Genomic DNA, 19,687 nt, shown 5'->3' on the forward strand with positions numbered 1-19,687 from the left:
TCGAAGTTCATAAGAAAGGCAGGCTATGGCAACAGCTCCCGACTACCATCAGCAAAAATCCTAAAGCGCTGCTGGTCCTTAATCAATAGCCCCTGGGTCTCTCCAAATGGCCAGAGATGTAAGTAATCCTTTGGGTGCCTGACATCTATGGCTATGACTCTATCATTATAAAGGCTAGTTACTTCCGTCTGCACTGTATGTCCCACTACCACGGCATCTGCCTCAAAATAATCAAGCGGTCCATCCACCTCCTCTTGAGTCAGCCCATCTTCGAAGTATCCTCGATACCAGCATATTCCCTTTCGGTTAGACAATACCAGCTCATCATATCCCATATGGGGTCTGGGATAGTAGGTCTTGCGATAATTGGACCGACTCATGTTATTGATTTCGTCCAAACTCAAATGGGAATCCTTCAGGTCGGGATGCAAGCCACCATGAACGAACAGATAGCCGTTGATCTTTTCAATCGAGTTTTTTCTGGACATCCATCGTCCTAAAAAAGACGAACTATCATACAACTGGTGGTGCTGCCTCCCCATGATTGCTGATGCAGCATAGTACTTATCTGCAGCTGATTCGTAAAAACCCTGCATGTTCTTCAGCTCATGATTTCCAATGATGAAGTGCACTCGACCGCCCGCTTGCCTGGCCTCCTGGTCCAGTTTGTAGATCAGCCAGAGCACCTGCGTCACCGACCAACCCCGATCGACAAAATCCCCCACCAACACCAAATGTCCTTTTCCAAATATCCATTTTAACTCCTCGTTGATCACTCCATTGCCAATCAGAAAATCACGAAATGCCTGAAAGCCTCCTTCGATATCCGATATAGCGACAATCGGATTATTATCTTCATATATTGATGGATGACTTGTTATCTGTGTATCGATACTGAATTCGAACCGAGTAGAGTCGAGAGCAAAATAGCAGCTCGCCAAAATAGAACCAGATCCATTCCACGGTTTCTTTTTGAGGTAAAATCCCGCTTCTTTATCTCCGTGAATGTAGTTGACAACCCAGGTGCTATCATTCTGAGCAAATACATAAGGTCCCTCATTGTTCAGGTTCAGTCTGGCAGGATGCTCTCCATATCTGAGTATCGCCCGCACCTGCAGTCCTACAAAAACAGCAAGGACAAAGAGTACCAGTAGGGTAATACCTACATGTCTAAAGTATCTTAATATCCGTTTTTTCATATTAATAATATTTTTGATTTCGGATTCTAAAGTAGACCCAGCTCCCGACCTCCATAAATAATAGTGATGAACAGACCTCAGATGAAGACAATCGAATTGCTGACAGGGCATAAATGCGCTTGCCCCCAGTTTCGCTCCTTTCATCCTCATAAAAAATCAGTTGGTCACTGAGTTTTTGATGCATTTCGAGCTATGTTTAACCTTGTTGCATGAAATTAACTATCACTCAAAAATCACTAAGGAAGCTCTACATCGCCGGTGCAGCGCTATTGGCTATTCCACTTATGGTCTTGGGAGTGTGGATCATAGTATCAACAGAAAATCACTTGACTCTGGTCATCGAAACGCCCTTTGAGACTTTACTTTTCGTATTGTACATTTTGCTGGCCCTATTCATGCTATCGGTGCTCGGCTATCGACTGATGATGAGGGTCCGTTCCCTGCTGAGTCTAAGAAATGAAAAGTTGCGAATGGAACAGCAACATCTGCAAAATCAGATTAGCCCCCACTTCTTTTTCAACGTGCTCAACAACCTCTACGGCCTGATAGAAAAGCAGCCTCAAAAAGCCAAAGAAATGGTCTTAACCCTGTCGGATATGATGCGCTATAGCATCTACGAAGGGCAAAAGGATGAAGTGACCTTGTTGGAAGAAAAGACCTTCATAGAGAAATTCATTCATCTCAACCTTTCCAGATATCGCAAAACGATTCGAATCAATTTTGAAGCAGACCTGGCCGACGAACAAAGTAAGATTACTCCATTGCTTTTCATCATTCTGGTGGAAAACGCATTCAAACATGGCGTAGAAAAACTAACTGAACAGGCCTTTGTAGACATCAACATGAAGAGCACCGACTCGGAAGTTTACTTTAGCATCAGCAACAATTTTGATCCGGACGAACCAAGCGCAAACGGCGGAGTAGGTCTTGCCAATTTGAGAAGAAGGCTAGAACTGGTCTATCCTAAAAAGCATCAGTTGGATATTGAAAAATCAGACACCACCTTTACCGTCCAATTCAGGCTTTCACTCGCATGATCAAATACCTTATAGTCGATGACGAACCAGTAGCACATGACATCATTCAGGACTACAGCCAGCTGCTGCCCAACATGAGGCTAGTAGGCAACTGCTATGATGCCCTACAAGCCATCGAGATATTACAAAAGCAAAAGGTAGATCTCATGTTCCTGGATTTAAACATGCCCAAGTTGAAAGGCTTTGATTTTTTGAGATCGCTGTCTCACGCTCCTAAAGTAATAGTAACCTCCGCCTATCAGGAATATGCCATAGAAGGCTTTGAACTTGACGTGATTGACTACTTGCTCAAACCTTTCGACTTCAGTAGATTTCTTAAGGCGGTCAACAAAGCCACTTCGCAACCTGCCCTTCCCCATTCTCCCACTACCGAAGAAGAGCAGAGCATATTTCTCAAGAGTGACAAAAAGTATATCCAAATTAGGACTGCAGAAATAGCAATACTCGAAGCGGCTGGCAATTACACCAAAATCCTGAGCGGTGGATCACTCATTATGGTTAGAGAAAAAATATCTGATCTCCTCCTCACCTTCAACAGCGACAACCTGATTCAAGTGCACAAATCCTTCGTAGTGTCAAAGAAGGATATTCAAAGTATCGAAGGCAACCGCATCTGGATCAAGGATCAAACCGTGCCTATTGGCAAAACCTACAGATCCCAATTGACAGGATTATTGGGTCTAAAGTGAGGTATGAGCAAGGGGACTAAACTGTCTTCCTTGTTATTCTGAATTCAGGTAAAAGCATCAGACAAGCAGCTCTAAAGACCCGGCCTTCTACTAAACCAAAACGCTCCTATAATGGCTGCTAGCAGATCATCATCAGCTCTGCCTGTCCCTCCTTCGACAAGCTCAGGATGACAGGGATAATTGCTACGACCCGCTCACTACAACCAGAACTCGCGTTCTTGTCTATTCGTTCGAAGTGACTTCCATATAAACAGCGTCATTGTGAGCCCGCCTGTCGGCGCACAGGAAGCGAGGCACGAGCGACGTAACAATCCGGTTGGGCAAGCTCTGCCGTAGGATATTGACACCCCTATAATCCCCTCAAGGGGATAGTTACTATGCAGGTAGACCGAACGGATGGCAATACCTACATCGTATCATGCAGTCCCATTCCTTGTCATCCCAGCACACCTCCTTGTCATGGTGAGCTTATCGAACCACCAGACAAGCAGCTCTGAAGCATCAGCCTTCTAACTTCGATTTAGGGCTCTTTTTTAGATCTCTCCTACCGTCGAGATGACACAACAGTTTTAGCTTTTCAATTGCCAATACCTATAACCCCATCAGTTTTCGTCATTCCTTTTTGTGCGGTTGGGTACCAAATGTTAGGTCTCGAAATGACAGAACTACTAAGATTTATCGATAGTAATTGTTAGCAGAGCCTATTAAGGTTGTGTCATTCCGACGTAGGAGGAATCTAAGCGATGAATGCAAATCCCCCCTAATTCAAGCATCCACCTAGACCCAAAAAAGTATAGACAAAAAAATACCACCCCTGCTCCCAGGGGTGGTTACTCACGAATCACCATCTAGTCATTCAGACTAACATAGAATCATCTTGCACTACGGGAGCTCCAGATAGGATTTCCTCGTTGGCATACTCTTCAAACTTCTTGAAGTTCTCCACGAACTGTCCAGCCAGTTTTTCGGCTTTTTCGTCGTAGGCCACTTTGTTTGCCCAGGTATCACGTGGATTTAGGATCTCAGCAGGCACGCCTTCTACAGCCTGTGGTACTGCCAGCCCAAACACCGGATGCTTCACATATTCCACATCGACCAGTTTGCCTTCGAGCGCTGCTTTGATCATGGCTCTGGTGTATTTGAGTTTGATGCGCTGTCCCACACCATACTCACCACCAGACCAGCCTGTGTTCACCAGCCAGATATTCACTTTATGCTCTTTGATTTTCTCTCCCAGAAGTTCCGCATACTTGGTAGGGTGTAGCGGCATGAATGGCGCACCAAAACAAGCAGAGAATACACTCACTGGCTCGGTGATACCTGCCTCTGTACCCGCCACCTTAGCGGTAAAACCAGAGATAAAGTGATACATGGCCTGTCCTACGGTCAACTTAGAGATCGGAGGCAGTACCCCGCTGGCATCACAGGTCAGGAAGAAAATATTTTCGGGTGTACCACCCACAGATGGGAACACCGCATTCTTCACGTTTTTCAATGGATAAGAAACCCTTGTGTTTTCGGTAATGCTACAGTCGGTATAGTCCACTGTGTTGGTACCTGGGTAGAACTTGGTATTTTCCAAAATCGCCCCAAACTTGATGGCATCCCAGATTTCCGGTTCTTTTTCCTGAGTCAGATCGATGGTCTTGGCATAGCAGCCTCCCTCGAAGTTGAAGATACCATCGTCGGTCCAGCCGTGCTCATCATCCCCGATCAGCAAACGATCCGGATCAGCAGACAGGGTAGTTTTTCCCGTACCAGACAGTCCAAAGAATACAGCACTATCGCCTCTTTCCTTGCCGATGTTGGCACTACAGTGCATAGACAGTACGTGCTCTTTTTCTGGCAATATGAAGTTCAGTACAGAGAAGATACCCTTCTTAGTTTCTCCTGTGTAGCCGGTACCTCCTACGATGATTACTTTTTTAGTGAAGTTGACGATAGCGAAGTTTTTCTGACGTGTGCCATCCACTTCCGGATCAGCGTAAAATTCTGGAACAGCCAGTACAGTAAAATCAGGGTGGAAATTGGTCAGATCCTCGTTTTGAGGCTGGATGAACATGTTGTAGCAGAAAAGGTTGTGCCAGGCCTGGGTATCAATCACACGAACTTTCAGTCGATGATTAGGGTCAGCACCAGCATAGGCATCTCTTACATAGAGGATTTTGTCTCCGAGAGAGGCCACCATCTTGTTGTAGAGCTTATCGAACTTGTCCTCATCAAAGGAGATGTTGATATCACCCCACCATACTTTGTCTTTGGTAATGTCATCTTTTACGATGTAGCGATCTTTAGGAGACCTACCGGTAAACTTACCAGTCCTACACATCAGGGCGCCAGTATCGGTGAGGACGCCTTCATCTTTCTTAACTGCTTCTGTGATGAGTTCTGCGGGAGTTAGGTTCCAGAGAACCCCTTTCACATGGTCGAGTCCTAACTCGATCATGTCTTCCATGAGAGATTTAAGGTTTGTGTTTTTCATTATACAAGTGTTTGTTGTCACTATAGGTATTGTCCCGATTTTCAGGGCAAGCAAAGGGGAAGGGTTTAGGTGTTTGGCTTCCGGATTGCGTAACAAAGTGAATAAATACACTTGTATCATAAACTGATGAAGATCATCTTTTATCATGTTTCCGATCATCGATAGGGCCTCATAGCACCTCTACATTTGCTACACTATTGATCACCATAATAACCGCATCAAGTGAATCCTAAAGCCACAAAATTCGCCCTTAGCTTAGCTGTAGCAGTATTGATCTTATTGATACCTACAGATGTTATCCCTATCAAAGATCTCAGTATTGTAGAACACCGCGTGATGGCCCTATTTGTGTTTGCCGCCATGCTTTGGATACTGGAACCGATTCCTATATATGCTACCTCTATTCTGATCATCGTGATCGAACTCCTGAGCATATCTACCTCAGGTATCAATGTACTGATTGACAACCCTGCCGAGAGTTTTGGCAGCCTGATCAATTACAAAGACATCATGGGAACATTTGCTTCCCCCATCATACTGCTTTTTCTAGGAGGCTTTTTCCTGGCGATGGCTTCTACGAAGTATCGCCTGGATCAAAGCCTCGCTAAAGTACTATTGAAACCATTCGGGACTCGCCCCAAAATGATCATGCTCGGCCTGATGATTATCACTGCCATCTTTAGCATGTTCATGAGTAATACGGCGACTACCGCTATGATGCTATCTATATTGGCGCCCGTACTGGGCTACTTCGACGAGAAGGATCCCGGCAGAATCGCCTTTGCCCTAAGTATACCAGTAGCTGCTAACATCGGTGGCCTGGGTACACCTATAGGTACACCCCCAAATGCACTTGCCCTTAAGTATCTCAATGGAGCCGACAGTATCAGCTTTGGCGAATGGATGGCTTTTGGGGTTCCATTTGTGATCGTACTATTAACCATTGCCTGGTTGTTGCTACTCAAATTCTTCCCTCCTAAGGCGGAGAATATCAACATAGAAATCAAAGGTAAGTTCTTAACAACAAGCAAAGCCATCATCGTATATGTGACTTTTGCCCTTACCATCCTTCTTTGGTTGTTCGACTTTGTGCACGGCATGAATAGCTACACCGTGGCTATGATCCCTGTTGCCATATTCCTGGCATTCAGCATCATCACCAAAGAAGACCTCAAGAAAATGAGCTGGGATGTACTTTGGCTCGTATCTGGCGGTATTGCACTAGGTCTGGCTCTCGACAAAAGTGGTCTCGCTGGACATGTAGTGAACAGCATTCCTTTCAACAGCTACTCTCCATTCTTGATTGTGGCTCTGGCAGCTGTGCTCTCTACCGTGATGGCCAACTTCATGTCTAATACAGCGACTGCCAACTTATTGCTACCCATCATTACAGCGGTAGGCGTATCTGTAGTCAGTCTGGAGCCTTTCGGTGGAGCCAAGATGTTGATCCTTGCTACTGCTATGGCTGCTTCACTCGGTATGGCACTGCCGATCAGCACCCCTCCTAATGCGCTGGCACATGCCACTGGCCTGATTCAGTCCAAAGACATGTCCAAGACTGGTGTAATAATAGGCATCATAGGATTGGTCTTGATTTTCGCCACGATGTACATACTCAACCTGGTTAACTTCTTCTAGTCATGTTAGAGAAAGAAATGACCATAGCGGATATTCATTGGTTAAAGGAAACCTATTTTTCTAACCCAGATCGTATGCTCACCTTCCAAAAAGGTGAAGTCGTACAGCAACAGGGCGAGAGAAACGATCGACTATACTATATAGAGAGCGGACGTTTGACAGGATGCCACAAAACCAGCCAGGGTAGCCCACTGAAAATCTTCAGCGCTGGGGCAGACCAGGTGGTAGGTATCTACAGTTTCTTCTCTCCTGATAGCCTCAGTTACACCACGGTAACGGCCGATCAGGATACGGTAGTCTACTATGCCAGTCGCGAAGATCTACCCGAAAAAGACAGCCCCAACTATGTGATGTTTTCTGAGAACATCCTACCGGTAGTGGTCAACGAAATATACCTGCGTCAAAACCTGGTAGTAAAAAACGCCTGCGAAAAAGAGCAGGCGATGAAAAAACTGATTCAAAGTGAAAAACTAGCCACGCTCGGCCAACTGGCCGCTGGGCTGGCCCATGAGCTAAACAATGCCATAGGCGTATTGCAAAACAAAACCCTATGGATGACCGAACGACTCAAATCTTTCTTTAATCAGAAAGACAAAAAGTCGTTTTATCCCTTCTTCTTGAAAGGACTGGAACAAGGACAAATTAGCTCCACTACTGAAATCAGAAAGCGAAAAGAGGTGCTAAAAAGTCAACTCAAAATCGATGATCGGCTAGCCAAAAAACTGGCGCGTATTGATCTATCTAAGGAGGACCTTGATTTCCTATCCCGACAAGACAGAGGGCAGTTTATAGAAAACCTAGACGACTACTGGGAAACCGGTTTAGCCCTTCATGACATGTTAATTGCTGCTACTCATACCACCCATGTGATTCGATCCATCAAGGATTTAGGATCACAAAACCAAAGTGACATGGCCGAATGCGACATCAGACTGACCTTCAAAAAATCTCTATCTCTGCTGTCCAACATGGCCAAACAAGTCACTGTAGATCTCGATCTCGAAAGAGAAATGAAACTGATGGCCCGAGAGGGAGACTTGATTCAGGTTTGGGTCAACCTGATCAAAAATGCCATAGAAAGCATGATCCATGCTAAGACAGAAAATCCAACGATTTATTTAAAATCTAAAAACCTAAGTGACCGATACATTCTATACATCTGCGACACTGGACCAGGCATACCAGCCAAACTTTTGCCACACATCTTCCAACCGAATGTAACAACCAAAGTCACCGGGCTATCCTTTGGATTGGGGCTAGGGCTTTCGATCGTACAAAAGCTCATCACTAGCTATGGCGGACACATCAGTGTCGAATCAGAACCCGGAAAGACTGAATTTAAAATAGAACTACCTAAAGTATAAGATTATGGAAAAGATTTATATCCTGTGTGTTGAAGACCAGAGAGAGGTTCTCAATACCATCTCATCCCAGTTGGCTGAGTTTGAAAAACACGTGATCGTCGAGGAGTGTGAATCTGCTGGTGAAGCAGAAGAGCTCATCGAAGAGATCGATGCGAAGGGAGATTTTGTGGCCATCGTCATATCTGACCATGTGATGCCTGGCAAGAGCGGTGTGGAATTGCTAACCACCCTACATCAAGACGATCGGTTCAAGGATACGAAAAAAATACTATTGACTGGTCAGGCCACCCATATGGACACCATCAAGGCCATCAATATGGCTGGGATCGACTACTACATCGAAAAGCCCTGGAAGGCAGACGATCTGATCAAAAAGACCAGTTCGCTTCTGACTCAATATGTCGTCAAAAAAGGGCTCAACTACGAAAGCTACGTCGACATACTGGATAGCGAAAAGCTATTTAACCTATTGAAACTTTAAGGATGGAATGTCCTTGAGACATTCCATAAATCAAACGAAACATAAATCGGAAACCAATGAAAACGCTTGCCAAAATCAATAAAGGAAGACTACTTACTATACTCATCATGGCGCTATGCCTTTTTGCTCCGACATTGATTTTTGGACAACCTACCATCGCACCTCTCAAGGTCGGTCAGCAGGGTCAACTTAAATTTGGAGCCTCTGCTCAAATGTGGGCACGCTACACTGAACTAAACCCTGGCAGTACCATCCAGGGAGAAGCCATGGATCATGTCAGCGATGTATCTATTCGCAGATTCAGAGCCTATGTATGCGGACAAGTGACCGAGAGATGGTATGTCAAATTCCAACTGGGAGCCAACAACCTCAACTACCTCAACAACAATTCTACGTTGAAGATTCTGGATTTGGAGGCTTCTTATCGCTTTGCGGATGCTTTTGAGCTTGGGGGAGGAAAAAATGCCTATGTCGGATTGTCTCGATATGCAGCACCTGCTAGTTCTTCTGCATTGGGTTTTGATCTGGCTTTCTTTGCCATGCCTACTGTGGGCATCACCGACGACATTCTGCGCAAGTTTAGCGTCTATGCCAAAGGTGAAATCGGACCGATAGCTTATCGTGCAGTAGTGGCCCGACCTATGGCCGTGCAAAATGCCCCAGCGCTTGGCGAACAAGCCAGCTTTCAGGACAACTTCCCTAGCCCTCAATACTCTGGGTATGTGAGTTATCAATTCTTTGACAGAGAAAGCCAAACAAGTGCGTTTAGAGTTGCTACTTATCATGGAGCCAAAAAACTCATGAGCATAGGCGGCGGATTTATGTATCAGGAAGACGCTCTGGCGGGATTGGAAAATCTAGATACTGTGAGCTACAACATGAAGCATTTTGCGCTAGACTTCTTTTTGGACATGCCGCTTAATGCCAGTAATACTCGTTCTGTAACAGCCTACGCCGGTTACTTCAATTACGACTATGGCAAGGACTATATCCGCTTGGTTGGCGTCAACAATACTGCCAACGGAGTAGCGGGCGGTACATACAATAAGGCTGGCAACAAATTCCCTGCAATAGGTACTGGGGAGATTTTCTATGGCCAGGCAGGGTATCGAATGGCCTTTGCCAACCATAGCCAGATACCTGCGCTGCAGGCATTCGCAGCGATTCAATATGCCGAGTACGATGGATTAGATGAGCAGATGATCGTATATGACTATGGGATCAACCTACTGTTCAATGGACACAAATCTAAATTGACATTCGGTATCCAAAATCGCCCGATATACGAACAAAAGGCCAATGAAAAAATAGAAATCTGCGATCGCATGAACATGTATGTGATTCAGTATCAGATTAAGATATAGTTGAAAGTCTAAAGTTTGTAAAGATTAAAGTTCATAAAGTAGAAAGCTTGGGACGGCCCTTCTTATATCTTTTCACTTTAAGAACTTTCTACTTTTAACTTTCAACACAACTTATTCAGTTTTTGCTAAGCCGTATTCCGATAGGCGATTGGGATACGGCTTTTTTCATATCTAATGCACTTTTTTAGAAAGTTTTCCGACTCAATTGACTATTAGAGCTTCTTTTTTGATTAAATTATTGATAATCTGCGCTTCATCAACGCAAATCATCCAGCTACATAGATCCCAACCATCAAACAAATAGCTCGAAAGAAAGCCAAAATGGAACTGGATGTAAAAACCTTATTTCTCTTATTTTCGGCAGGCAACTTTTTCATTTTGTTGTTCTTTACGGCATATATGATCATTTATCGAGATGGTCACGAGATTTTGCTTCTCTTTATTTTCACCAAAGCCATCGCCTGCATCCAGTGGATTTTCTTTGCCAATCGAGGGGTGATGCCCGACCTCTATACGATCTATATTGCCAACCTCTCGAATATCTTTTCGATGTTTCTTGAGATCTATTGTATCAACTACGCGACCAGAAAATTCAACATTAGACACCTATTCAAGCTAAGCATCATTCCTGTGATTGCGTCCGGACTTTTCTTCATCCTAAACAATGGCATTGAATACCAAAGGGTAATTTTGGTCTCCTTGATCGTCATGACCTTTTTCCTGATCGGAAGCTTGCATTTACTCTTCTCTAAAAAAGTATCGAAACTGCAGCACTTCATTGGTTTTCTATTTCTGTTCGTTTCGATCGTTTTCTTTTTTCGTGCTTCATGGGCATCCGTATCAGACAACAATGCGGCCATTTTCACCAATCACACCTTACAGGTATTGAGCTATATTGTCCACTTCCTGGTCAGCAGTCCACTGGCCATTGCTCTGTTGCTCATCCTAAGAGAAGAAGACAATCAGAAACTGACCGAACTGAATAAAAGCAAGGATCGCTTCTACTCCATCATCGCCCACGATCTACGCGCCCCGCTCAATAACCTTAAACAACTGGGCTACTTTCTAAACGATGAGAAGGAAAAACAAGATCAGGAACATTACCATCAAATGACCCAGTCGGTGTACAAAAGTGCCCGAGATGCCTCCCGTCTATTGGACAACCTCCTGAAGTGGGCCAGCTCCAATGCTGGTTTAATGGTTTTCAAACCCGAACCCCTGCCATTCAAATATATGGTAGACGAGATCCTGGACTTCTATGAATCACGCGCACAAGACAAAGAAGTGGTTTTAATCAATGAAATCACAGAAGATCTGGTACCCTATGGTGACCCAGAAATGGTCGATACCATCATTCGAAACCTGATCAACAATGCGCTGAAATTCAGTCAGCAAAAGGGAAGCATACGAGTCTTGTCCACAGTCTCCAACAAGAAATTCTGTACCATCGGAATCGAGGACAAAGGAATAGGAATGAGTAACAAAATCATCGAAAACATCATGGGCTCAGATCACAACCAACCAAGACCGGGAACGGCAGATGAAAAAGGAACGGGATTGGGACTCAAGCTTTGCAAAGATTTTATTTTGCAGAACAAAGGCACTTTCTGGATAGAAAGTGAAGAAGGAAAAGGCAGTACCTTTTGGTTCACCCTTCCTGTGTATAAAAAAAAGGAATCACCGATTCGAAAAAAAGTAAATCAGTGATTCCTCATCGGCTATTTTATTTCAACATATCCTGAGCTGCCAGCACCAAAAACATGTAATTGGTAGACCCTCCACCCATGACATATTCCGTCTGCTGCCAAAAGAAAGGCCACTCCTTCAACTCTGGTAAATCAGGACGGATCAGTGCAGTCCCAGAGGCCACACCACCTGGAATAAATGACCAATCGGCTCGATTCACGCCATAGGCAGTCGTTACTGAGTTCGCTCCCACCCCAGAGGCAAAAGAGGCGGTATTCTCACCAGGGTGAACTCCTAGAACGAAATTGAGAGAGTTGAGAGTAAAGTCTCTGGAACAGATCTCAGGCCAACCTTTGTAGAAAAAATACTGTTCAACCCCAAAGTGCTGAATCGACCATCCCGCACCCCAAATATTGGGCTTATAAGGCACTCCATACGGAGAATCAACTCGCTGCTCTTCTAGTAGTTTGGCATGGTACTCACGAACTGCTGCTTCCACTGCCTTTGCGAATTTCTTACTTCCCGACTGATCCAATACTCGACCCACAGCCCAGCCACAGCGATCAATTTGAGCCACTATGGCGGATTGTAGTGCGATCATTTCTTTCTTATAAGCGCTCTTATCTGTTGTCAAAATCAATTCCGACAAAGCAATTACTCGGGCACTCGCCAATTTGTCGTTTGCCGGGAACAAAGCATACAATGCCTCAGCAGCTTCAAGAGATTCTTTAGCCAGTGCAGGATTGCTATTCTCCAGGACTCGACTGGCAGCAGCCAGACCGCTGATCACATGAAGTTCTCTTCTGGGGTTCTCTTCAGTAAACACCCAACGATCATCCGCAGGCAACCCATCAGCATACACCAAATTATCCGTCATAGAAGACGCATCACCCAGCATCACATATTGTCGTAGAGTTGGACAAATAATCCCCCTGTACAACCGACCTAAACTTCGGTAGCCTCCAAGTACCGTCTCTAAGCCATGTTCGATCTGCTGAATGACATCAGATCGACCATCCGGCTGATGGATCTCTACCAATCGCTGATCTGCATCTACCATGGTGGCGTCATAGTCCAAACCGAATTCTTCTATCATCCAGGCCAAATTCCGAATCGTACCTATCTGTGACTCGACTCGGAGATCATAATCTCCCGCATCGTGCCAGCCTCCCTTATTCAATCCTGGCACCGGATCCATGGGTTGATACTCTGTGAGCGTCGAACTCCCCTGCACATAGCCATCAAAATGATTGGTATCAACAGGCGCCATCAGCGCATCATCCAGATGGCAGTAGTCATGCCAAACCCGATACTTTTCATTTACTCGCATGTGGCACATTTGTACGGGTAGGTAATACTCCAATACAGGCTGCCATGCTCCTCTGTCATAAACATCCTTTCCTACCTTAAAGGCATGCGTTTCTAAATGCCCATACTGCAGCATATACATCCCTTCTTCCTTCACTTCGCTGAAGTCAAAAGTCAAATATTGATAACGCAGAAAACTGCCCCAGGTCTTTGCCTCCCCATTCTTCACGAGTAGGCGACCTTCCTTACCTAAACGGTAAAGAGACACCTCTTTTTGATCTTTATCCTTGGGATCCAATTCGATCACAGCCTGCTTGGGCTGATCAGGATGGTAGCCCAGCTGCGACACCTGAATCACTGGCTGATATTTCCACCCCTCCACTACATTCGGTTTCACGGTCCAAATGATGGCATTTTTAGTAGCGCCTGCTGGTACTACTTCATTTACGATAAACCAGCCGTTGTTGTGGTTGCCACGGCCGTCTCGCAGCTGTAGGGTACCAGTCTCCGATTGTATATAGATTCGCTGCAAGTCAGCTTCCGGGGCTACAGTCAATTGTTTGCCTTGAGCCATAGTAGCGGGCACATCTTCACCATTCACTGATTCAACCGGACCATTGGCCTGTATGGGAAACAGTCCCTGCTGCTCATCCATCACCCATGATTTTCCAAAAAGCGGTTGGGAAAAGAGCTCAAAATTGAAGTGTACTTTTCCAATCCACTGCTCCGGAAGTGCTTCATCTAAATGCACTGCAATCTGAAAAGCATTGGCTTCTAAAGCTTTTACTTCCACTGAATAGGCGAAAGTCAAGTCAGGATAAATGATAGGATTAAAACCTTTGCGGTTTTTGGAGGAATCTGGGTACCAAAGACGCTGGCTGATACTTTGATTGTCTCGATCCACAGTCAGTTTGCCCCCTTTCGGTACTGGGGACCATTGACCTGGAGATACTTCCAATCGCAAATCCCCATTGGCAGCCACCCTACTACCATGTTGGATGATCGTCACACCTGTTTGGTGTCCATCCGGGTAGATGTCACTGAATACTGTCACATTCAACCCTTGCATTTCAAAATAGTCTTTGTCATTAATACTCAACCCTTGCCCAACAAGAGTTTGAGTCAGTGCACACAATAGTGCACAGCTAATCCATTTGATCATAATCATTATTTAAATAAAAAGATTTCTCAACCGATATTTTGACTCCATTTGAAGAGGGTGGGAATACGGGAGCCTCGGTTTGACAGGCCTAAGATAAGAAAAACTAAAATACAGAAGCCGGAATAATTGAGAAGAAAGTCTTCAGCGCAACAGCGAAAAACCAACTTTTTCCTTTGGCTCTAGGCATTAATAGATTTACTATTTATCACTTTAACTATAAGACATGTCAACAATTACACTAAAAGGAAATGAGATTCATACCTCTGGCGAATTACCCGCAGTAGGAAGCCAGGCTCCAGATTTCAAATTGGTAAAAAGCGACCTATCAGAAGCTTCTTTGTCTGATTACAAGGGACAAAAAGTTATCCTGAATATCTTCCCAAGTATCGATACTGGCACATGTGCTGCTTCTGTTAGAAAATTCAATGAGGAAGCTGCCAAGCTAGACAACACCAAGGTACTTTGTATTTCCAGAGATTTGCCTTTCGCTCATGGAAGATTCTGTGGAGCAGAAGGAATTGAAAATGTAGAAACCCTTTCTGATTTTGTAGATGGTAGCTTTGGTAAAGCTTATGGTCTGGATATCGTTGATGGTCCCTTGAAAGGACTGGATTCTAGATGCATCGTTGTTTTAGACGAAAACCACAAGGTGAAGCACACAGAACAAGTAGCTGAAACCGTAAATGAGCCGAACTACGAAGCTGCAATGGCTGCATTATAAAGAGCTGCTACAAAAAAGCTTTTCAATTAAGAAAAAAGTATTATTTTAAGGCTGCAATGCTTATCAAAAGTATTGTGATTGTAATTCAGAAGGTTCCGTGAAACTTTCACGAATAAGCAAGATCTTTTCTTGGATTACAACCAGCAGTTTTTATTAGAGGAAAGGAATTTGAGTTGGGTTAATCATCACAGACGATTAATTCATACTCACTTCCTCTATAAGCTTCCGATCGCGTTTTCTCTCCCTTGTCATCATAGTATACTACTACGTAATAGTCCCCTTCTGGAAAAACTTTCTCAGCCATGTATAAGTTCTTTTGAGGACCTCCCAAATTGTATACATCATTGAAAACCACGGGCACTATCAAACCCAGGTCTTCGTGGTACACGCCATAAGCATTGCCTTTCCTAATCTCAATGGTTTTGGCAGTAGTCGAATCACTCAAATACCTATAGCCATCAATCCCATCGATCAATACTTCATCTTCATAGATCTTTCGAATTTCCCATTGATCATCTCTTAGGCCTATGAAAGCACTGTCGCTCCAATACTCGATTTTGTCATAGGCGCCTTCCAACCATTGCTTATTGTCACCACTGAGTAGCCCATAGCCGTCATCTCCTTTCACAATAAAGAGTCGATCGTTGTAAGTGGCAAAACGCTCTCGATAATCAATGTTCAACAAAGTACGGTTATTGAAATTGTACGCCCCAAACGCCCCGTCATACAAGACATCAGACACTCCATTTTTAGCCTCTGCAATGGCGTCATACCTCACCTTCAATACCAGGCGACCTTTGATATCCACTGCACCATACACCCCATCATCTTTGACTGAAAATATCGAATCGCTGATAAAACCTATCTCATCATGAGGAGTGGAAAAAAGCTTTTTCCCATCTCGATAGAGCGAAAGCTTTCTGGCTTCCTCTATGACCAGGTAATGAATTTGCGTTCTTCGTGATGAACTCAATGCCTTGATATATTGTCCCTCCTGAATCTCTACCACTTCTCGATTAGGAAAGAGCGCCATTCCTCTATCCTGGGTAAATAAGATTGCAATATCATCTCCTATCATCTTGACAGAGTCAACCCCAAGAATAGGCTCTTCATCCATGTTTTTACTATAGACGACCCAGGTTTGTTCACGCTTCAGCCCCATCCATTCGTAGTTCTGTAAGATATCGTGATACACTAAGTCTGAATATTGCTGGTTTTTCTTGTCAAACACATGATAACCCTGTGAGGTTTTGAAAGTCCAGGTATCGTACATGGTGTTGATGCTGATGGTAGAATCAGGCGTGACTACCTTCAGGCTTTTGTTAATCAGCGACTCAAATTCAGGGGTATAGCCTACGATATATTCCTTATTGATCAGCTCCACCTCTTCATATTCCAGCGGTATATTAGGATTGTCCTTGAGCAATTCATCTAGGTTCGCTACGCCAAATACTCCATCCTGCTCCACAATCCAAAAACTCCCTTCTAGAAAGATGTCATCGTATGCGGGTTCCAAAATAATCTGCCCGGTCACTCCGGCAAGACCTACCTTTCCCCCTTGCTGAAAAGCCAATAGCCTGTGATCCAAAAGCGATATTTCCTCAAACTGAACATCCAAAACAACCTCCCCCGTTACGGTTATGGCTCCTTTTCTATCCCCTTTGGTTACTACGAGAACTCCATTCCCCAGATCAATGAAAGAATCCCATTCTCCCTCATATATGATGGTACCGGCTCGATTGATCATCTTGTGCACTCCATCTTGCTGTACATCCAGGATATTTTCCTGCACATTGCCACACCTATACGCCGAGCTGATTTGCTCAAAAGGCCCTTGTTCAAATTTTTCTCCATCTAAATCGTAAAAAGTATACTCCTGATCTTTGTAAAAGGGGTATAACACTCGATTATTGAGGTTTTCGAGTACGCTCATGGAATCCATAAAGTGCTGAAAAGCCGATCGATTAAAAGATTTCAATTTTGACTCGTCTATCCCAGACGAATGATAAAGTAGTCCTAATGCCTTTTGAGTCAGCCGGGCATTGTTATATGAATTGATGAATTCTACGATTTTTTCTTCCACGAGTCCTGTCACCATCTTGGTATAAATCATGGCTTCTACTTCCGCTCGATAGGGAGAGTTAGGATACTCAATTAAAAAATCCTTCAACTCATCCAATTGATTAGTTCCCGTACGCTCCTCGAATATCAGTTGATCAAAGCGCTTCTTCGCAGTGGCATACTGCAAAGATCTGGGGTATTGCTCGATGAAGGACTGGTAGGCTTCCCAAGTTCCCTCCTTCTCTACCTCAGCAAATACCAATTCATTTCTTCGGGTTTCGGCCAGCAGAACCTCTGACGCATCGTCATAAGCAGAAAGGAAATATTGATAGGCCGAAACTTCATCCAGTTGAGTCGCTCTTTGATAGGCCAAACCATGGATATAGGATTGCAAGGTGTCGAAATGCTCAAGGAGCACATCCACCTTATCCATCTCATCGATATGATCTTCTGTTCGATCCGGTAGCAGCTGCAAGCCCTGCTTCATGTATTTGTGAGAGCGATCCAGATCATATTCGGGGTTTGTTCCCGAAACGTAATAGAGGGCATAAGCATAGGAAACCAACGGATTGAGACTGTCCGCTTTATAAGAGCGTTCCAGAAATTCTTCCGCTTTTTCATAGTCCTCTTTTTCGATGGCCCGCAAGGCTTGCTTGGATTTATCAGCATAAGCCAGAGTTACCAAACTCGTCAGGATAATAAAAATGAAATATTTTTTCTTCAAAATATACCAGTTGATCTCATGCGAAAATAAACAATTCATATTTACTCTAGGATTATAATTGAGCCAGTTATGAGCGCATTACATTTGAGCCAAATTTCCTACCATGAGTATACAAGAATTGAACCGCCTTCTTGGCAACATAGACATCTATCTCCTGGATCAAATATTGAAAGGTCGCATAGCCGAAAATAGCCGCATCCTCGACGCAGGATGTGGCGAGGGACGCAATCTCATCTACTTTCTCAATCAAGGCTATGATGTGCATGGAGTAGATATGAATCCAGATGCCATTCGCATGCTTCAATTCATCGTGCAATCCAACTTCCCAACTGTCGAAAAGGAAAGATTTCAGATAAGTCCAATAGATAAAATGCTCTACCCTGATCAGGCTTTTGATTGGGTGATCAGTAGTGCTGTACTCCACTTTAGTACCACGGAGTTTGATTTCTGGAAGGGAATCAAAGAAATGACCCGCGTGTTGAAGATAGGTGGAGGCCTATTCATTCGCATGACAGGTGAATTTGGGCTGGATCAGGCCACATTGGAAAAACAAGGCGAACAATATCTACTGCCTGATGGAAGTTTGCGCTTTCTACTAACCCAACAAATATTAGATCAAATGTGTGAAGAATATCACTTCGAACTCATGGAACCCCTCAAGTCGGTCTGGGTAGATGGAAAAAGAAGCATGACCACTTTGGTTCTAAGAAAAACCGCTTAAAACTGTAAGTTCGAATACACTAATCCCAAATAATTCCAAGTTATAAAAAGGGGAAACTGATCGGTATTGCATACTTTTGATCAGTGAGTAAGTGCGTGTTATGCTTCGAAAAACATTATTAATCCTTTTCAGTACCTTTTCTTTCTGTGCTCAAGCGCAGAATTTCTTCGACTGGCAGTATCATGATCGATACTTTTCGGTCTATACTGGCACGGGCTGGACTGGATATGTAGGTGATCTCACACACGACAAGCCCTTTACTAAAGGGCTCTCCCACTTCAATATAGGAGTCGAAGCACGCCTCTATTCCAAAATTGCAGCGCGCGCTCAATATGCCTACTACATCATCGAGGGCTCAGACAAAAATGCTGCCGATAGCTCCTTTTACCGACAGAGAAACCTCAGCTTTGAGTCAAGAAATCATGAATGGAGCGTTCAGCTGGTTTACTATTTCTTCGACTACAGCGGCAAATACTATAAGCGCAGAACTTATGAGCCTTATTTCGCTCTGGGCATTGGGCAGACCTTTTACAATCCTGAAGCCAAACTGACCAATGTAGAAGGCGAAACAAACAGCTATGCCCTAAGAGACCTTAATACGGAAACGAAAAGCTATGGCAATTCTGCCTGGATGGTTCCGGTAAGTTTTGGCGTTAAATTGGTAGTCAACGAATTCTTAAATCTGGGAGTAGATCTGGGCTACCGTTTTACCTTTACAGGCCATCTGGATGACGTATATGGCTACTACGCCGATCCTAACGGAGACGGCTCAGCCTATCCCGATGAAACTATCGAGTCAAAATTGAGCAATAGAAAATTTGAAGAAAGCGTATATATCATAAATCAAGAGGCATTTGACCAATTGGTACCAGGAAAAAAACGTGGAAATGGCAAGAATGATCATTATTTCATGGCCAACATCAACATCGAACTCTACCTTCCCAAAGACATATTTCGGTCCAAAAAAGGAAGAGGCAGAAAAGGCAAAATCATAGGAAAACCTGGCGCTTACTGATGAGAATGAGAACCTTTGTTACGGTAGCTATACTA

At 44.1% G+C, this 19,687-nt stretch carries 14 protein-coding genes; 10 read left to right on the forward strand and 4 right to left on the reverse strand.

All coding sequences use genetic code 11. The annotated features are described in order from the left end of the window. Positions 1 to 23 precede the first annotated feature (23 nt). A complete protein-coding gene (locus tag N7U62_RS09345; RefSeq protein WP_264137699.1) occupies positions 24 to 1,199 on the reverse strand; it encodes a metallophosphoesterase in 1,176 nt (391 codons plus the stop codon). A 209-nt stretch (positions 1,200 to 1,408) separates the two neighbouring features. Between N7U62_RS09345 and N7U62_RS09350 the strand changes: the two genes are divergently transcribed. Together N7U62_RS09350 and N7U62_RS09355 are read left to right on the forward strand one after the other, a co-directional pair. After that, the gene (locus N7U62_RS09350) at positions 1,409 to 2,236 is read left to right on the forward strand and encodes a sensor histidine kinase (RefSeq protein ID WP_264137700.1); all 828 of its coding nucleotides are present in this window, start codon (positions 1,409 to 1,411) and stop codon (positions 2,234 to 2,236) included. After that, positions 2,233 to 2,925: a LytR/AlgR family response regulator transcription factor gene (locus N7U62_RS09355; RefSeq protein WP_264137701.1), complete on the forward strand. Its 693-nt coding sequence runs from the start codon at positions 2,233 to 2,235 to the stop codon at positions 2,923 to 2,925. Before N7U62_RS09350 ends, N7U62_RS09355 begins: the two co-directional genes overlap by 4 nt. An 856-nt stretch (positions 2,926 to 3,781) precedes the next feature. On the opposite strand, the gene pckA is transcribed toward N7U62_RS09355, so the two are convergent. After that, positions 3,782 to 5,407 (reverse strand): phosphoenolpyruvate carboxykinase (ATP), encoded by a 1,626-nt coding sequence (pckA, locus tag N7U62_RS09360; protein WP_264137702.1) that lies wholly within the window; start codon positions 5,405 to 5,407, stop codon positions 3,782 to 3,784. Positions 5,408 to 5,629: 222 nt separating this feature from the next. On the opposite strand from pckA, the gene N7U62_RS09365 reads away from it, so the two are divergent. The 5 genes from N7U62_RS09365 (at position 5,630) to N7U62_RS09385 (ending at position 11,961) form a co-directional block, all read left to right on the forward strand. Next, positions 5,630 to 7,045: an SLC13 family permease gene (locus N7U62_RS09365; protein WP_264137703.1), complete on the forward strand. Its 1,416-nt coding sequence runs from the start codon at positions 5,630 to 5,632 to the stop codon at positions 7,043 to 7,045. 2 nt (positions 7,046 to 7,047) lie between these two features. Beyond that, the gene (locus tag N7U62_RS09370; protein WP_264137704.1) at positions 7,048 to 8,409 is read left to right on the forward strand and encodes an ATP-binding protein; all 1,362 of its coding nucleotides are present in this window, start codon (positions 7,048 to 7,050) and stop codon (positions 8,407 to 8,409) included. Between the two features lie 4 nt (positions 8,410 to 8,413). Then, positions 8,414 to 8,890, forward strand: coding sequence for a response regulator (locus N7U62_RS09375; RefSeq protein ID WP_264137705.1), 477 nt, complete (start codon positions 8,414 to 8,416; stop codon positions 8,888 to 8,890). 56 nt (positions 8,891 to 8,946) lie between these two features. Then, a complete protein-coding gene (locus N7U62_RS09380; RefSeq protein ID WP_264137706.1) occupies positions 8,947 to 10,254 on the forward strand; it encodes a hypothetical protein in 1,308 nt (435 codons plus the stop codon). A 321-nt stretch (positions 10,255 to 10,575) separates the two neighbouring features. Next, complete coding sequence (locus N7U62_RS09385) at positions 10,576 to 11,961, forward strand: sensor histidine kinase (protein ID WP_264137707.1); 1,386 nt, start codon at positions 10,576 to 10,578, stop codon at positions 11,959 to 11,961. Positions 11,962 to 11,977: 16 nt separating this feature from the next. On the opposite strand, the gene N7U62_RS09390 is transcribed toward N7U62_RS09385, so the two are convergent. Then, positions 11,978 to 14,410 (reverse strand): glycoside hydrolase family 9 protein, encoded by a 2,433-nt coding sequence (locus tag N7U62_RS09390; RefSeq protein ID WP_264137708.1) that lies wholly within the window; start codon positions 14,408 to 14,410, stop codon positions 11,978 to 11,980. A 223-nt stretch (positions 14,411 to 14,633) separates the two neighbouring features. On the opposite strand from N7U62_RS09390, the gene tpx reads away from it, so the two are divergent. Beyond that, a complete protein-coding gene (gene tpx, locus N7U62_RS09395; protein ID WP_264137709.1) occupies positions 14,634 to 15,131 on the forward strand; it encodes a thiol peroxidase in 498 nt (165 codons plus the stop codon). 178 nt (positions 15,132 to 15,309) lie between these two features. Here the strand turns inward: tpx and N7U62_RS09400 are convergent, their stop codons facing one another. Then, positions 15,310 to 17,916 carry a WG repeat-containing protein gene (locus tag N7U62_RS09400; protein WP_264137710.1) on the reverse strand — a complete coding sequence of 869 codons (2,607 nt, stop codon included), beginning with the start codon at positions 17,914 to 17,916 and terminating at the stop codon, positions 15,310 to 15,312. Between the two features lie 103 nt (positions 17,917 to 18,019). Here N7U62_RS09400 and N7U62_RS09405 point away from each other — a divergent pair, with 103 nt between their 5' ends. Together N7U62_RS09405 and N7U62_RS09410 are read left to right on the forward strand one after the other, a co-directional pair. After that, on the forward strand, positions 18,020 to 18,637 hold the full coding sequence (locus tag N7U62_RS09405) for a class I SAM-dependent methyltransferase (RefSeq protein WP_264137711.1): 618 nt from the start codon (positions 18,020 to 18,022) through the stop codon (positions 18,635 to 18,637). 100 nt (positions 18,638 to 18,737) lie between these two features. Further along, positions 18,738 to 19,652: a DUF6089 family protein gene (locus N7U62_RS09410; protein WP_264137712.1), complete on the forward strand. Its 915-nt coding sequence runs from the start codon at positions 18,738 to 18,740 to the stop codon at positions 19,650 to 19,652. Positions 19,653 to 19,687 lie beyond the last annotated feature (35 nt).

It is taken from the genome of Reichenbachiella ulvae (assembly GCF_025833875.1).
Lineage (GTDB): Bacteria > Bacteroidota > Bacteroidia > Cytophagales > Cyclobacteriaceae > Reichenbachiella > Reichenbachiella ulvae.

Bases quoted from the DNA above. Each gene is read 5' to 3' on its own strand.
- N7U62_RS09405 (WP_264137711.1), top strand. From the start codon at position 18,020: ATGAGTATACAAGAATTGAACCGCCTTCTTGGCAACATAGACATCTAT.
- N7U62_RS09370 (WP_264137704.1), top strand. From the start codon at position 7,048: ATGTTAGAGAAAGAAATGACCATAGCGGATATTCATTGGTTAAAGGAA.
- N7U62_RS09345 (WP_264137699.1), bottom strand. From the start codon at position 1,199: ATGAAAAAACGGATATTAAGATACTTTAGACATGTAGGTATTACCCTA.
- N7U62_RS09380 (WP_264137706.1), top strand. From the start codon at position 8,947: ATGAAAACGCTTGCCAAAATCAATAAAGGAAGACTACTTACTATACTC.
- N7U62_RS09410 (WP_264137712.1), top strand. From the start codon at position 18,738: ATGCTTCGAAAAACATTATTAATCCTTTTCAGTACCTTTTCTTTCTGT.
- N7U62_RS09355 (WP_264137701.1), top strand. From the start codon at position 2,233: ATGATCAAATACCTTATAGTCGATGACGAACCAGTAGCACATGACATC.
- N7U62_RS09375 (WP_264137705.1), top strand. From the start codon at position 8,414: ATGGAAAAGATTTATATCCTGTGTGTTGAAGACCAGAGAGAGGTTCTC.
- N7U62_RS09390 (WP_264137708.1), bottom strand. From the start codon at position 14,410: ATGATCAAATGGATTAGCTGTGCACTATTGTGTGCACTGACTCAAACT.
- tpx (WP_264137709.1), top strand. From the start codon at position 14,634: ATGTCAACAATTACACTAAAAGGAAATGAGATTCATACCTCTGGCGAA.
- N7U62_RS09350 (WP_264137700.1), top strand. From the start codon at position 1,409: ATGAAATTAACTATCACTCAAAAATCACTAAGGAAGCTCTACATCGCC.
- pckA (WP_264137702.1), bottom strand. From the start codon at position 5,407: ATGAAAAACACAAACCTTAAATCTCTCATGGAAGACATGATCGAGTTA.
- N7U62_RS09385 (WP_264137707.1), top strand. From the start codon at position 10,576: ATGGAACTGGATGTAAAAACCTTATTTCTCTTATTTTCGGCAGGCAAC.